The sequence below is a fragment of the Caballeronia sp. LZ043 genome (genome assembly GCF_031451075.1).
Lineage (GTDB): Bacteria > Pseudomonadota > Gammaproteobacteria > Burkholderiales > Burkholderiaceae > Caballeronia.
In genome coordinates this window covers 2,182,719-2,197,927 of sequence record NZ_JARUXT010000001.1, presented here as the reverse complement: position 1 = coordinate 2,197,927, position 15,209 = coordinate 2,182,719, and the positions used below count along the sequence as shown (strand labels likewise).

General features: G+C 66.0%; 11 protein-coding genes. 2 read left to right on the top strand and 9 right to left on the bottom strand.

What is annotated here, in order from left to right; genetic code table 11:
• Window positions 1-45: 45 nt before the first annotated feature.
• The 7 genes from QCE64_RS09945 to QCE64_RS09915 all read right to left on the bottom strand — a co-directional run bounded on the left by QCE64_RS09945 (window position 46) and on the right by QCE64_RS09915 (window position 10,675).
• On the bottom strand, window positions 46-1,161 hold the full coding sequence (locus tag QCE64_RS09945; protein ID WP_309918137.1) for a glycosyl transferase: 1,116 nt from the start codon (window positions 1,159-1,161) through the stop codon (window positions 46-48).
• Between the two features lie 52 nt (window positions 1,162-1,213).
• On the bottom strand, window positions 1,214-5,008 hold the full coding sequence (locus tag QCE64_RS09940; RefSeq protein WP_310003640.1) for a polysaccharide pyruvyl transferase family protein: 3,795 nt from the start codon (window positions 5,006-5,008) through the stop codon (window positions 1,214-1,216).
• Window positions 5,005-6,303 carry an ABC transporter ATP-binding protein gene (locus tag QCE64_RS09935; protein ID WP_309918132.1) on the bottom strand — a complete coding sequence of 433 codons (1,299 nt, stop codon included), beginning with the start codon at window positions 6,301-6,303 and terminating at the stop codon, window positions 5,005-5,007. The genes QCE64_RS09940 and QCE64_RS09935 overlap by 4 nt, the downstream gene beginning before the upstream one ends.
• A gap of 87 nt (window positions 6,304-6,390) precedes the next feature.
• The gene (locus QCE64_RS09930) at window positions 6,391-7,641 is read right to left on the bottom strand and encodes a glycosyltransferase (protein ID WP_309930792.1); all 1,251 of its coding nucleotides are present in this window, start codon (window positions 7,639-7,641) and stop codon (window positions 6,391-6,393) included.
• Entirely contained in the window at window positions 7,628-8,269 is a 642-nt protein-coding gene (locus tag QCE64_RS09925) for an acyltransferase (protein ID WP_309809533.1), read from the bottom strand. Before QCE64_RS09925 ends, QCE64_RS09930 begins: the two co-directional genes overlap by 14 nt.
• Before the next feature lie 54 nt (window positions 8,270-8,323).
• Complete coding sequence (locus QCE64_RS09920) at window positions 8,324-9,745, bottom strand: mannose-1-phosphate guanylyltransferase/mannose-6-phosphate isomerase (protein WP_309918128.1); 1,422 nt, start codon at window positions 9,743-9,745, stop codon at window positions 8,324-8,326.
• 102 nt (window positions 9,746-9,847) lie between these two features.
• On the bottom strand, window positions 9,848-10,675 hold the full coding sequence (locus QCE64_RS09915) for an ABC transporter permease (RefSeq protein ID WP_309918125.1): 828 nt from the start codon (window positions 10,673-10,675) through the stop codon (window positions 9,848-9,850).
• A gap of 530 nt (window positions 10,676-11,205) precedes the next feature.
• Between QCE64_RS09915 and QCE64_RS09910 the strand changes: the two genes are divergently transcribed.
• Both QCE64_RS09910 and QCE64_RS09905 read left to right on the top strand, forming a co-directional pair.
• Window positions 11,206-12,645, top strand: coding sequence for a hypothetical protein (locus QCE64_RS09910; RefSeq protein WP_309918123.1), 1,440 nt, complete (start codon window positions 11,206-11,208; stop codon window positions 12,643-12,645).
• A 47-nt stretch (window positions 12,646-12,692) separates the two neighbouring features.
• Window positions 12,693-13,121 (top strand): GtrA family protein, encoded by a 429-nt coding sequence (locus tag QCE64_RS09905; protein ID WP_309918119.1) that lies wholly within the window; start codon window positions 12,693-12,695, stop codon window positions 13,119-13,121.
• A 31-nt stretch (window positions 13,122-13,152) separates the two neighbouring features.
• On the opposite strand, the gene QCE64_RS09900 is transcribed toward QCE64_RS09905, so the two are convergent.
• Window positions 13,153-13,893, bottom strand: coding sequence for an SDR family oxidoreductase (locus tag QCE64_RS09900; RefSeq protein WP_310003638.1), 741 nt, complete (start codon window positions 13,891-13,893; stop codon window positions 13,153-13,155).
• Entirely contained in the window at window positions 13,890-15,206 is a 1,317-nt protein-coding gene (locus QCE64_RS09895) for an FAD-binding oxidoreductase (RefSeq protein ID WP_310003635.1), read from the bottom strand. The genes QCE64_RS09900 and QCE64_RS09895 overlap by 4 nt, the downstream gene beginning before the upstream one ends.
• Window positions 15,207-15,209 lie beyond the last annotated feature (3 nt).

The following is a 15,209-nucleotide window of genomic DNA, read 5'->3' as shown; positions in this document are numbered from 1 at the left end:
CTGACAGATCCGTGCGCGCGTTGTCCGTCAGCCACGAACGCGAATCTAGTCCAGCACCCCCGCCGCATCAAACCGCGCCGCCCAGCTGTTCTCCACGCGATAAGCCTCGATTTCCGCCGCGCCCGCCTGACTGCGCAACGCGGCTTCCACGGCGCCGCCGAGCTGTTCCGGCGCATCCACCAGAAAGGTCGCGGGCTCGCCGCCGCGCAGCTTCATCTCACCGAACGCCGTCGAGATGACGGGCAGCCCCATCGCCCGATACTCGTAGTACTTGATCGGATCGACACCGTCCGTCAGCTGGTTGCGGATGAACGGAATCAGCCCGATGTCGAACGCGCGCATCGCTTCGAGCGCTTCCGCATGCGCGACCGGCGGCAGCATCTGCACGTTGCCCGGCAGCGCGCCCGGCGGCGCGGAGAACACCGGACCGATCAGCCGGATGGTGTCGGCGGGACGCTGGCGCGCGAGCGCGGTAAGCCACGCCCAGTCGAACCACGGCCCCATCGTGCCGAGATAGCCGATGACCTTCGGCTGGCCGTCGCCGAGCCGCGCGAGCTTCTCCAGGTCGGCGGCGGGCAGGATCGCCGGGTCCAGGCCGTTGTAGACGAGCCGCGCGTCGGGACGAAGCGTCTGCCAGCGGGCGCGCAACGCCGTCGATGACACCAGCAGCCGGTCCACGTCCGTGGCGATGCGCGCCTCGACCCGCGCCAGCGCCGTGCGCGAGATGCCGGTATAGAAGGCCGGAAAATCGTCCATGCTGTCATAGGCCGAACGCGCCGCACGTGCATGACGCAGCAGGTCGAAGGCCAGCGCACTCGGCTTGCCGATGACCAGCAGCGTCTCGCCCTCGGCGCAGAAGCGCGCCACGCGGCCCGCCAGCGACCGCCAGCCCATGCGATTGAGCAGCGTGCCGCCGGGCATCGGTTCGAGCGGCAGCGCGCGCACGCCCTCGACGGTGACCCAGTCAGGACGAGCCACGCTCGCGCCCGAAGCGCCGCTCGAAGGCCGCCGCAGGTCGCGCAAGGCGGGCAGGCGCGTCGCGTAGGGATCGATCCACAAGACACGGCCGCCGGTCGCGGCATGGAACCATTCGACAAACTTGTGCGGGCGCTGCGCGAAGCTGGCCCACGGCAGCGGCGAGAGATAGACGAGTTGCCGCATCAGTGAAGGCTGCTTGCGTGACGAGGCGTGGCGGACGGCATGCGCGGGTTCCTCACCACGTGTAGTCGACATAGAACTGCGGATAGTCGCGCCACTTTTCCTTGAAGTACTGCGCGTTGCGCAGGAACAGCGCGGTGTACTTGTCGCTGCCCGAATTGGCCTGCGTGGTCTGGTGCGGCTGATGCCGGATGCCCGAGAGATCGCGGAACGTCACCTTCATGTCGAGCGCCTTGATCTGGAAGCAGAGATCGGTGTCCTCGAAGCAGGTGGGATCGTAGAAGGTATCGAAGCCATGTGTCGCGTCGAAGGTGCGGCGGCGCATGAAGAAGCCGCTCGTGCCAAGGAAGCCGATGTCGGCGCGATAGCCGTCGCGGATCGCCACGGCGTTCATCGCGCGGTTCGGGCAGTAGTCCGCGATCATCCCGCCCAGGTCGGTGCGGGTCTTGTCGAACCAGCCGGCGTTCCAGCCGATCACGCCCACGCTCGCATCGGTTTCCAGCACGCGCAGCGCCTCGGCGAAGCCCGACGAGCCCGCGAACCACTGGTCGCTGTCGAAGAAGGCGATGTACCGGCCAGTGCTGTGCTCGACGCCGAGATTGCGGCCCGACGAGCAGCCATTCTCCGGATTGCGCACGAGCTTCACTTGCGGGAACTGCTGCTCGACGATCTCCGCGCCGCCATCGACGCTCGCGTTGTCCACCACGACGACATCCGCGAGATACGGCGAACAATGCGCGAGCAGGGTTTCGAGCGCCCGCGCGATGATCTTCGCGTTGTTGTGGATCAGGATCACGACGCTCACGTCATGGCGCGGTACAGGCGGGCACAGATGTTCGAGGCGGCCGAGCCAGCTGTTCCTCGCGACGAAGGCGTCGTCGGGGCGCGCGGACGGCTCCGCCCGGCCAAGCTCGGCGCAGCGCGCGACGAACGACGCTTCGTCCTCGCAGACATGGAGGTCCGCCGACGGCGTGATGCCGAAATCGAGCGAGGTCACGACCGGCTTGCGCAGATGCAGGCCGGCATAGAGGCCCGCGGTCGCGTCGCCGTCGACGAGCGCGTTGCGCAGCAGCGGGAAGAACAGGAAATGGGCATGCGCGACATAGGCCGGCAGCGCTGCGAGCGGCTCGGCGGCGCGCACGACGACGTTCGCCGGCATGCCCGGCGCGGCCGCACCGGTGCCGATGAAGCAGAAGGTGAGTTCCGGCGCCTGTTCCGCGCTGCGCCGCACGAGCGACCAGTCGATCGCTTCGAGACCGTTCACGCAGAAGCACAGCGCCACGCGGCCGTTCTTCGGCACGAAGCCGGCGGGCGCGTCGTAGGTCTTGTACGGATCGAACACGGTGTGCAGCGCGGCGCCCGGCAGCACTTCCACGGCGTCGCGCTGCTGCCGCACGGCGTCCGCGAGCGCGGGCGTCGCGACCGTGCAGCGGTCGGCCTGCGCGAGCAGCGTCGACAGCATTGCGCGATGCGGCTCGGCGGCGTGGGTCCAGTCGTAGGCGACATCGAACACGGTCTCGACGCCGCGATGCTTCGCGAACAGGAAGAACGGGCTCACGCGCGCGTCCGGCACGCCGATCACGAGGCGCGCGGCTTCGGACACGCGCTCGAACACGTATTCGAGCGTGACGGCGTCGATCGAATGGTGAATCAGGCCGGGGATCTGCAAGGCGTCCGAACGCGGCGCAACGGACGCCTTGTCCTGCGGCGACACGTACAGATAGATCACGCGATGGCCCGCATGCAGCGCCGCCAGCGCCAGCTGCGCATGACGGTGCGTCCCGCCAGCCCAGTCGTAGCGATGCTGCGAGACGATCACCAGCTCGGAACGCTGCAACTGCGCCGATGCCTGGAACCACAGGTCCGGATCCGTTGGCGAGAGCCCATGGCGGGAGGCGTCGAGAATCTCCCGGACCTGCCCGTTCTGCAGCGCCTGGCGCGAGCGAGTGTGACGTTTCGCCGCTGACGCGAGCGCGCGCAGGCCGCCGTTGCGCAGGATGTAGAGCGCGCGTTCCGTATAGGTGCGCGGAGCGGAAAAAAACTTGCGGACAAGCATGTTCGGACCCAGTGATGATGAGGGGACGCTTACGGTCGCGGTCCCGGCCGGCTCGACGTTCGAGGCGTCCGGTGCGGCAGTCGCGGCAGGCGTCATGCCCAGTGTTGGTTCGTGTCGGGTTTGATTCTCGCGAATCTCGCGATTCTCGTGATTGCGGTGATTCTCGAGACTTTTGCGCATCTGGGCGAGTTCGGCTTGCGCGGCGGCCAGCTCGTCCTGCGCGAACGTGAGCGACTCGTAGAGTGCTTCGTTTTTCTGCCGGCTTGCTTCGAGTTCGCGTCGCAGCGTGGCGAGGCCGGCGTCCGCCTCTTGCGCCTCTTCCGCGTTCTGCACGCCGGGAGCCGCGCCCGCGCGCTGCAACGCGTTGAACATCTCGCTCAGCTCCTGCACGCGCTTCTCGTGCTCGGCGGACTGCGCGAGCGCCGCCTGTTCCGCCGCCTTCGCCGAGGCGGCCTGCGCTTCGCTCATCGCGAGCTGGCCGTCGCGAAAGCGCAGGAGTTCGAGGGCTTTCTCGCGCATGCGCTGAGCCGCATTCTTCTGCCAGATGGTCTGTTCGAGCCACGTGCTCAACCAGTCGAAGTCGCGGTTCTGCCAGCTGTCCTTCGGACGGGCCGCCTCGCGCGCGCGCGCCATCGCGGCGTCGAGCATGGCGTCATGCACGCCCGACGACGCCGCCAGTTCCGTCAGCCGCTCCGGTGCGATCGTCCACGCCGGTGCGTCGCCGCCGGTCAGGCGATGCAGCGCGTGGCTGAAACGCGCATTGTTGTCAGTGAGTTGCAAACGCAGGTCCGCGGGCATGCCGGCCATGTCGTGCGCCAGCGTCATCTTGCGGTCGTATTCGAGCGCGGCCGTCGGGATCTCCGAGGCGATCGTCATGATGCTCGCGTGCAGGCGCATCGAGAACGCGGCGTCGCACTGGCGCAGCAGCGTCAGTGCTTCGTCCGGCGTGAGCCGGTCCACGACGATGCCGGGAATGGCGTCGCCCAGCTGGCTCTGCATCGTTTCGAGGAACGCGCGGTCCGAGGTCTGCTCGCGCGCGCTCTCCGACCACTGGAAGCCCACCCACACCACCGACCATTCTGGCGTCAATGTTTCGCGCAAGGCCGTGAGCAGCTTCTCCTCCCAGTCGTGCGAGAACTCCCACAGCCGCGCGATGATCGCGAGCTTCTTGCGTCCGGCAAGCGCCTCGATGCCCGGCGCTTCGAATGCGGCCGGCTCGCGGCTCGCGGCGTCCGCCACATAGCCCCAGCCGGGATCGGGGCCGATCGCGATCTCGCGCGTCACGCCGAGCGAGCGCAGCAGCGCGAGCGAATCGGCATCGCGCAGCGTCACGTCGTCGGCGTGCTCGAAGACGTCCTTCACCACCTCTTGCGCCTGCGGCTGGTTGAGCGGTCCGACGCCGTGTCCCCAGATCGCCGTGCGCACGCCGAACTGGCGAGCCATGTAGAAGACGCGCGCGTAGGCCGCGATGTCGTTCTGCGTCGGGTCGTATAGCGCCTCGAGGTGGAACGGATGATGATCCTGGAAGATCCCGCCGCCGCCGAACACCAGCAGGTCGGCGCCGGCAAGCGCGCGGCCGACTTCGCCGAGATTGAAGTAGTCCACCGCCTCGATGCCGAACGCCTCGCGCGTGTAGGCGGGGTTGTTGCTCAGCGCGACGAGCTCGCCGCCGCGCGCCTGCACCTGCGCGGCGAGCGCGGCGAGCAGCAGTTCATCGCCGATATTGGGCGCGCCGTAATAGCCGACGGCGACCACCCTGATCCGGTCCGACATCACGCGATCCTCCGTGCTCATTGCGAAAAGTCGAAAGCGGGGCAAGGCGCGAGCCAGCCCGAGCCGCCGTCGGCCTGCGGCAGCACGTCGATGTGCCCGGCATAGGGCAGCCGCGCATGACGCTTGTATTCGCCCGACTCGACATCGCCGACGCCGATCGCAACCACATAGCGGTTGCCCGAGAAGTTGGCGCGCAGCGACCACGTGAAGTGATACGTGCCCGGCTCGAGCGCGTCCATCGCAATGTTCATGTGCTGTGTCGTGGTGCTCCACAGCACGATGTCGTCCACGCTTTTCAGCTGCACGCCGAAGCACGGCCGGAGATTCGGCTGCGACACCCGGATCGACACGGTGACGCGGAACGGATCGTCGAACGAGAAAGTGGTGCGTTCGCGGCCGTCTTCGTTGGTGATCTTCACGTCGAGGATCGAGGTCTTGTCGGACTCCACCTTCTTCGTTTCCGCGCCGCTCTCCGACGCCGCGCGCTCGCCTTCGGGCACGTCGATGTCGATCGCCCGGCCGCCTTCCTCATCGACGAGATCGTTCGCATAGAGCTTCACGACGTCGCGGCACGGACCGTCCTTGATCAAGTGGCCGCGCTTCAGGTAGATGGCGCGGTCGCAGTACTCGACCAGCGTGTTGGTGGAGTGCGTGACCAGCAGGATGGTGACGCCCGCCTTCTGCATGTCGCGGATGCGCGTGAGGCACTTGGTCTGGAACGCGGTGTCGCCGACAGCCAGCGCCTCGTCGACGACCAGCAGGTCCGGCGAGACGTGGATTGCCACGGCGAACGCGAGCCGCACGTACATGCCGGACGAATAGGTCTTGACCGGCTGGTCGATGAACTCGCCGATATCGGCAAAGGCTTCGATCTCGTGGAAGCGCGCCGCGATTTCCTCGCCCGACACGCCCATGATGCGCGCCGACAGCAGCACGTTCTCGCGCCCGCTGAATTCCGGATTGAAGCCCGCGCCCAGTTCGAGCAGCGCGGAGATGCGGCCGTTGACGTCGATCTCGCCGCTGGTGGGCGAAAGCGTGCCCGCGATGATCTGCAGCAGCGTGGACTTGCCCGAACCATTGCGTCCGATGATGCCGATGGTCTCGCCACGCTTCACCGAAAACGAGACATTGTGCAATGCCCAGAAGTTGCGGCCGTACTCGCGCGGGGCGCGGCCCGGCATGCGGATGCGCGAGGCCAGCGACTGGCGCAGGCGGTCGGCGGGCTTGTCGTAGATCCGGAACAGCTTGGAGATGCGCTCGACATTCACGAGCACGTGATCCGCGTTATCCGGCGAGGGGTTCGCGACAGGTGGCATGGACATTTCGATGAACGGCGGGGTCGGCTCAAGTGTGCTGATGAAGGTCTCCGATACGGGGCCGGCCGTGCGGCCGGCCGGCGCGAGCTATGCGGCGTTGATGCCCAGCAGCTTGTTGTAAAGGCGGCGCTTGATGTCGACGCAGGCGTCGAGGTCGTAGCGCGTGCGCAGCAGCTCCTGAGCGTTGCGGGCCATGGCGGCGCGTTGCGCCGGATCCTGCGCGAGGCGGATCATGGCTTCGGCAAAATCGGCGGCGGTGTCGGCGATGACGAGATCGCGGCCGTCCACCGCGCCGAGCCCTTCGCAGCCCTTGGAGGTGCTGAGAATGGGAATGCCGTTGCTCATCGACTCCAGGATCTTCACGCGCACGCCGCTGCCCGACAGGAGCGGCACGAACAGCAGATGCGCTTCGGCGAGAATCGGCTCGATGGAGGGCACGAAGCCATGCACGAAGATGTGCTTGCCGTCATGCAGCGCCTTCAGGTCGTCGGGCGGATTCGCGCCGAGGAATTGCAGCCGGATGTTGTTTTCGGCGAGGCGGTCCTTCACGAGCGGCAGGATCTCGCGCACGAACCACGACACGCCTTCCGCGTTCGGATACCACCAGAAGCCGCCCATCCACAGCAGGTTCACGGCATCCTTCGGCTTCTTGTCGTAGTCGGACGGCTTCACCGGGAAGCACAGCGGAATGTAGTGCTTCTCGACCGGCGCGGTGACGCGCTCCATGTCCTCGCGCGAGATGAAGGTCATCGCGTCGAAATTCCAGGCGTTGTCGATCTCGACCTTCCGCGCGTTGCGGCGGCTGATCTCCGCCACTTTCGACACCGCGAGCTTCTGCCAGCCGCCGAGTCCGCCCGGAATCCAGAACGGGAACAGGTCCGACTCGATGTTGTGGCTCACCAGCACGGCCGGCAACTCGCGCGCGAACTTGCGGAAGAACGCGAGGTGCGTGGTGTGCACTTCGAGCATGTCGATGTGCTGCTCGCGAATGATGCGGCGCGCATTGCGCACGGCGGCGCGGCTGAAATAGCTCGCGTCCATGAACGGCAGGCCGTGCAGCGAATGCACCAGCGAGTGCAGCGCGCGGCCGGCGGTGGTCTTGTCGGACGGCATCGGCGCGCGCGGCTCGACGTGCACCGACTTGAAGTGCCGCTCGTACAGCTCGCGATGCTGCGCCACTTTCTTCTGCTCTTCCTCGCCGCCGATGGTGAACAGATGGAAGTCGTAGTCGTCGACGAGCGGCGCGAGCGTGTTCATCGTATAGATCGCGCCACCGGCGTTGGCCGGCAGCGGCGGCGCCAGGGTGAAGACGAGAACGTTCTTTTTACGCGTGGCCATGAGATTCGTCGAAAACGTCGGTGTCAAAGAAAGGTGAAAAATCGGTCAGGTAGGCGATCTCGCGATTGCGCTCGCCAATCTGTTTTGCGGGCACGCCGCCGACCACCGTGTACGGCGCGACGTCCTTCGTCACGACCGCACCGGCCGCGACCACCGCGCCTTCGCCGATGGTCACGCCCGGCAGCAGGGTGGCACGGGCGCCGAGCCACGCGTGATCGTGAATCTCGACCACGCCGCCGATGGACGCAAAGCCCGGATGATTGTGGTCGTGATGCAGCGAGAGAATGCAGCACTGGAACGAGATGTTGACGTTGTTGCCGATGGTCACGCCGGTGCGGCCGTCGAGATAGATCTCGCGGTTGAGCACGCAGTTGTTCCCGATCGTCACGTTGCAGCGCGAGTGATAGCCCGTGAAGAACTGCCGCATGCTGACGTGCGTGCGCTGGCCGATACGGATGCCCAGCACGCGCCGGTAGTACGCGTTGCGCAGGCGCTCGAACGGCACGCGCGCAATCACGTTGTTGCCGACGTAGTATTTCAGCGCCGCGAGGAAGTAATAGGTCGAGGAGCGCAGGAGCCTCGCCTTGATGCGATGTTTCAGGCTCGGGCGCGCGCTGGCTTGGCTCATGGGTCGTGATGGAGTGAGTGGCTGCCTTGGACGATGCGCAGGACGCGGGCCGCGTCAGCTGCGTCCGTAGTTGTCGTCGAAGCGGACGATATCGTCTTCGCCCAGATATTCGCCGCTCTGCACCTCGATCATCACGAGATCCACGACGCCCGGATTCGTCAGCCGGTGCTTGTGTCCCGCGGGAATGTAGGTCGATTCGTTGGTGCGTACGTAGAACTCGTTCTCGCCGTTGACCACGAGCGCCATGCCGCTCACGACGATCCAGTGCTCGCTGCGATGATGATGCAGTTGCAGGCTGAGGCTCGCGCCGGGCTTCACTTCGATGCGCTTGATCTTGAAGCGCGAGCCTTCCTCGAGCACCGTATAGATGCCCCACGGCCGGTGGACGCTGCGATGCACCTTGTAGGCTTCGTGGCCGCTCGCCTTGAGCGCGGCATACACGTGCCGCACGTCCTGCGCGCGGTGGCGGTTGGCCACCAGCAGCGCGTCCGAGGTATCGACGATCAGCAAATCTTCCACGCCCACCGCGCCCACCAGACGGCTCTCGCTGCGCACATAGCAGTTCGAGACGTCGTGCAGCAGCGCTTCGCCTTCCACGCGATTGCCGCGTTCGTCGGCGGGCGAGAGTTCGCCCATTGCGTTCCACGAGCCGATGTCGCTCCAGCCGATATCGCAGCGCACGACCGCGACGTTCGAGGAACGCTCCATCAGCGCATAGTCGATCGAGATGTCCGGGGCGCGCGCGAGCGTGTCGGCATCGAGTTCGATCTGCGCGCCGTCCGCACCGGCGGCGCGGCGGGCGGCGTCCAGGCAGGTGCGGGTGGCGTCGAGCACGTCGGGGCAGTGCTGCGCCATCTCGGCGAGCACCGTGCCGGCCCGCAGGCAGAACATGCCGGCATTCCACAGGAAGTTGCCCGAGTCGACGTAGGCTTGCGCGGTCTCGGCATCCGGCTTCTCGACGAAGCGCCGTACCTTCGTGCCGTCCGCCTCGATATAGCCGTAGGCGGTTTCGGGAAAGGTCGGCGCAATGCCGAAGGTGACGAGCGCGCCCGCCTGCGCGAGCTGCACGGCCTGCGTCACCGCTTGCGCGAACGCGGCGTGGTTGCGCACCAGATGGTCTGCCGGCAGCACGAGCAGCAGCGCGTCTTCGCCGAGCGTGGCGGCGACGTGCAGCGCCGCGGCCGCCACGGCAACTGCCGTGTTGCGGCCGAACGGTTCAAGGATGAACGAGGCGGGCAGGGCCGCCGGATTCACTTCGCGATACTCGTCGTTGGTCTTGAAGAACAGGTCACGGTTGGTGACCGTCAGGACCTGGGCGACGCCCGGAAGCTCGGCGCCGCGCTTGAATGCTTTCTGCAGCAGGCTTTCGCCGTCTTCCAGCCGGATGAACGGCTTCGGATGCGATTCGCGCGAGACCGGCCACAGGCGAGATCCGGCGCCGCCGCAAAGAATGGTGGGGACGAGTTGAGCCGACATGTGTTGCTAGCCTCCGGATAACTTCGACAATTCCTGCGCGCGGACCCTGCCGCGCGCGCGATCTCTCAAGTGCCGACAGCCGGAACAGGTCCGCCGTCAAGCTTACAGTACATCGGCGAAGCCTCGGCGGGCGCGCTGGAACCACCAGAAGCCGAACCAGCAGACGAGGATCGAGCCGGCCATGCAGACGAGCCAACTGGTCCAGTCGGGCTGCTTGCCGAAAATGAGCGTATTGCGGCCTTCCTCGATGATGAAGGTCAGCGGATTCAGCCGGATCCAGGTCTGGTACTGCGGCGGCAGGTTCGACACGGGATAGAACACCGGCGAGAGGAACATCAGCACCGAGGTGAGGATGCCCGTGATCTGCGCGATGTCGCGCACATACACGCCGAACGCCGACAGGAACCACGCGAAGCCCATCGCGCCGATCAGCAGCGGCGCGAGGATCAGCGGGAAGAGCAGCGCGGTCCACGGCAGCGCATGCAGCAGGATCACTTCCGCGATGAGCAGCACCAGCAGGCTGATGGCGCTGTGAAACAGCGCCGAGCCGAGCGCGACGATCGGCAGGATCTCCAGCGGGAAGATCACTTTCTTCACGTAGTTGACGTTGGCGAGGATCAGCGTGGGCGCGCGGTTGATGCATTCGGCGAGCAGGCTGTGCAGGATCAGGCCGACGAACAGGACGACGGCGAACGCGCCCTTGTTGTCGTCGAGCGTGCCCCAGCGCGCCTTGAACACCACCGAGAAGAAGAACGTGTAGACCACCAGCATCAGCACCGGATTGAAGAACGACCAGGCGAGCCCCATCGCCGAACCGCGATAGCGGCCGATCACTTCACGCTGCGTCATCTGGACGATCAATCCGCGGTTGCGCCATACGGTCTTCAGAATCGCGGCGAATGACGCGGGATGCTTCGAATGTGGATTCATCAAGTTTTGCGAATGCTGTTGCAATGGCCGGGCGCGTTTCATCAAGCGCGCAGCACATCACCCCTGCTCGTAGCGCGCGACGGTGATATGGGTGGTCCGCCCGTCGCAGGATGCAAAATCAACCGTTTTGTAGTGCGATCACGCCTTCAGCCGGTAAAAACAGCACGACGTTATCGTATTTCTTCATACGGCTGGAGCGCCGCCGCCTGCCTTTGCAGTGGGACGCAGGGGCGGCAAATTATACTGCATGCCCGTTCCATTCCGTTCCGTGCCGCGGCCCGCGGGCTGGTCCAAAGACGGGCATCAGGGCGCGCCAGTGACGCACGCACCACGGCGTAAATAAGAAAGAATCCGAAATGTTCCCCCGCCGGACAACCTGCGGGCAAGTCATCTTTTGATTTGAAACGTCCGTTACACTTGGTCGCTGTCGTGTAACTGCCTTCGCCGGTATCGTCGACCAGGCATTCTCTTCCTTCAGGCCGCAGTTGCAAACACGCGCGCGCCGCTCATCGATACGTCCCCAGAGGTTCATGCCAGCGTACATCAAGGGCTTCTTCGCATCCCGAACGCTATTCCGCGCCTTCGCGGTGCTGCTGGTCACATTAGGATCACTCCATTTGTTGAGCGGCCTCGCCGACAACATGGACTTCAACCGCAGCATCACGTTCTTCATCGACAGGCCGGCCGGATTCAGTTCGCTGTTTCCGCCGCCAGGCAGCGATGAAGCACATCGGCTATTCCTCTCTTCGTGGCACGACAAATGGGTGTTCGCGCAGAGCTGGTTGCAGCGGCCCGCGCTGTTGACGCTGTCGTCCTACAAGGCCTATGTGTTCGTGCAGTCGCTGTTCGTCAGGCTGATCGACTGCGGGTCGGGCCGGTATTCGCTGATCATCGGCTCGCTGATCTCGCGCGCCATCTACTTCTGCGCGTTCATTGCGCTGTTCATGCGCCTGCGCCGCGCCGAGCATCTGCTGACCACCTGGATATTCATGCTGATTGCCGCGGTACTCGCGCTGTCGGCGGATTTCTCAGCGTATTTCAATACCTTCTTCGAGGATCAGCTGGTCATCGTGTTCCTGCCGGTGATCGCACTGTGCATCTACCGCAGCGAACGGGATGCGCAGCCGGCGCGCGCCCCGCGCTGGTGCGCGCTGCTGCTCGCCACGTTCGTCGGCGCGGCCAAGACGGCCTTCTTCCCGCTGCCGCTGATTGTCGCGCCCTTCGTGATGCCGTTGTTCGACGCACGGCGCGCGCGGCTCAAGACGGCGGCCGTGCTGACGGTCTGCGTCGCCGCGACCTTGCTGCCGGTGTTCTCGGGCGCGTTCAAGAGCATCAACCAGTACCATGCGGTCTATGCGGGCGCGTTGAGCGTGCTGTCGCCGCGGGAAATCGCAGGCATCGAGCGCATCGGCGACAAGCCCGTCCTGCGCGAATGCGTCAACGTGATCGCCTATGCACCCGACGGGCCGTCCTGCATGGAACGCGCGCACGCCCGCTATGCCGATGTGGTGCGCCTCGCCCTCGTCAAGCCGGTGATCGTGCCGCGCATCGCGCAGGCCGTGTTCGACACAGGCAACGAGATTCGCATCGGCTATCTCGGCACGAAGCTCGAGCACGGCGACAATTTCTTCAACCTGCCCGTGTTCTCGTGGTGGCGCGACCTGTATCGGGAGCGGCTCAACTATGCGATGCTCGCGTCGCTCGTCGTGGCGCTCGTGCTCATCGCGCAATACCGCGGCAGCGCGCGGGCAGGCCGGCTCGTGCTGCTGAAGATCGCGTCCTTCCTGGGGCTGTTCGGCTTCGTGGGCTATGCCACGTCCTTCGGCGATGGTCTCGCGGACAATACCCGCCATCTGATCGGCGCGAGCTATGCGCTGTCGCTGTCCGCGGTATTCTTCGTGCCGGGCGTGCTGGCATTGCTGCTGCGCGGACGCGGCGCCGAGCCGGCGGACGCGCAGGAACACGCCTGATTCAGCGCCTTATCCCCGTCGCTCCATCAACCGGATCCGGAATTTCCATGCAGCTCGTGTTGCTCTATTCGTTCTTCGCCGCCATCGCGACGCTCGCCAACATCGGCGCGCAGGATCTCTCGACGCGCATCTACGGCGGTCCGTGGCATATCGTGCTGTCCGTGCTCGTGGGCACGGGCGTCGGGCTGGTCGTGAAATACGTGCTCGACAAGAAATGGATCTTCCGCTTCAAGGCGGAGAACGCCCGTCACGACGCCACCATGTTCACGCTCTACGTGACGATGGGCCTCGTCACCACCGCGATCTTCTGGGGCGTCGAATTCGCGTTCGAGCATGTCTTCGGGACGGCCACCATGCGCTACGTGGGCGCGTGCATCGGCCTGGCGATCGGCTATGTGATCAAGTACCGGCTCGACAAGCGCTACGTGTTCCGCAGCTTCGGCGGCGAGCAGCCCGCGCTGGCCGCCCGCGACTGATCGCTCGTCCCGCCGGCGCCGTGGCGACACGTCAGAGCGACGCGCGCTTGAAGAGGAAGCGCGGCACGTTGCGGATGATGAGCATGATGCCCCACCAGAACCACGGCGTATAAAGCACGTCCTTCTTGCGCTCGACCGCGCGCACGATGTCCTTCGCGACCTTCTCCGGCGTCGCGACCAGCGGACCCGGCAGCGGCAGCCCTTCGGTCATCGGCGTGGCGACGAAGCCCGGCTTGATGTCCAGCACATGCACGCCGACCTTGAAGAGGCGCGCGCGCAGCCCTTCAAGGAAGGCCTGCAGCGCGGCCTTGGCGCTGCCATACAGATAATTCGACGGCCGCCCGCGATCGCCCGCCACCGACGAGATCACGGCAAGCACGCCGTGCCGCTGCGCTTCGAGCCGGTTGGCGAGCGGCGTGAGAAGCGCGATCAGCGAGAGCGCATTGGTGTGAAATTCGCGCACGGCCACCGCCGGGTCGTTCTGGCAAGCGGCCTGATCGGGCAGGGTGCCGGAGGCGACCAGCGCGATATCGATGGAATCCATCTGCGCGGCGCAGGCGGCGAGCATCGCGGCGTGCTCGTCGAGCGTGTCGAGGTCGAGCCGGTACACAGCCGCCGAAGCCGCGCCGCGCGCCGTGAGATCGGCGGCGACCTGCTCCATGCGGTCCTGGTTGCGCGCCACGAGGAAGAAGCGCGCGCCTTTCGCGGCCCATTCGCGGGCACAGGCAATGGCGATGGCGGACGTGGCGCCTACGATGACGATGTTCTTCATGAGGCGATCATTCGTTTCCAGAAGTGCGACAGCATCGCGGGATCGCGAAGCGATTCGAGCTGCTGCCATTGAGGATAAGCGGCGCGGAAATCGGCGGCGGACATGTGCGCGTCCTTCGCCGGATAGATGCGTCCGCCCGCTTCGCGCACGAGGGTGTCGAGCGCGGCGAACAGCGGCGCGTTACGGGCCTCGTGCTGCGGGAAGTCGAGTGCGAGCGAGGTGCCTTCCATCGGAAAGGACAGCAGCCCGGGCGACGCAATGTCGCCGCAGCGCTTGAGCACCGCGAGGAACGATCCCGTCCCGCTCGACGAGATGCGATCGAGCATCGCGCGCACCGCATCGCGCGCGGTCGCGGCCGGCACGACGCACTGGTACTGCTGGAAGCCCGCAGGTCCGTAGATGCGGTTCCATTCGAGCAGGCTGTCGAGCGGATAGAAGTAGCCGTCGTAGTCGACGCGCGACACCTCGACCGGCTTGCGCTGCTTGCGGTAGTACAGCTCGTTGAACGCGCGCAGCGTGAGGCCGTTGATGAGCGACACGGGCGGCGTGAACGGCACGCTGCGCTTGCGGCGTTGCTCGACATCGAGCGAGCCGTGGATCGCGTGATCGCCCGCCATGAAGATGCCGCGTCCGAGCGAGGCGCCGCGGCTCGCGCAATCCACCCAGGCGACGCAGTACTCGTGCTTCGCGTCGTACTCTTCCGAGAGATCGAAGAACTCGTCGAGCTTGCCGAAACGGATGCTCGTCACGTCGATCAGGCTCGTGCGGATCGGCATCAGCGCGAACTCGGCCCACAGGATCAGCCCGGTAAGCCCGAGTCCGCCGATGGTTGCCTTGAACCACTCGGGGTTCGTGTCCGGCGAGCATTCGAGCACCGTGCCGTCGCTGCGCGCGAGGCCGAACGCGCGCACGTGACGGCCGAAAGTGCCGCGCACATGATGGTTCTTGCCGTGCACGTCATTGGCGATGGCGCCGCCCAGCGTCACGTATTTCGTGCCCGGCGTGACCGGCAGCATCCAGCCGCGCGGCACCGCGACGGCGAGGATCTGCTCGAAGGTGATGCCGGGCTCGGCGCGCACGATGCCGCGGGTCCAGTCGGCCGAAATGATGCGGTCGAGCGCGAGCGTCTGGAACACGTGATCGGAACTGGCGAGGCAGACATCGCCGTAACTGCGGCCGTTGCCGAAGGCGAGCGTCGTGCCGTGCGTCTCTTGCACCCCGCGCCACTGCGCCTGCGCCTGATCGCGCCAGTGAGCGGCGTGCGGCGTCTGCGGCAGACGGGGATAGCGGCCCCAGGAAAGCAGTTCGCTCATCGG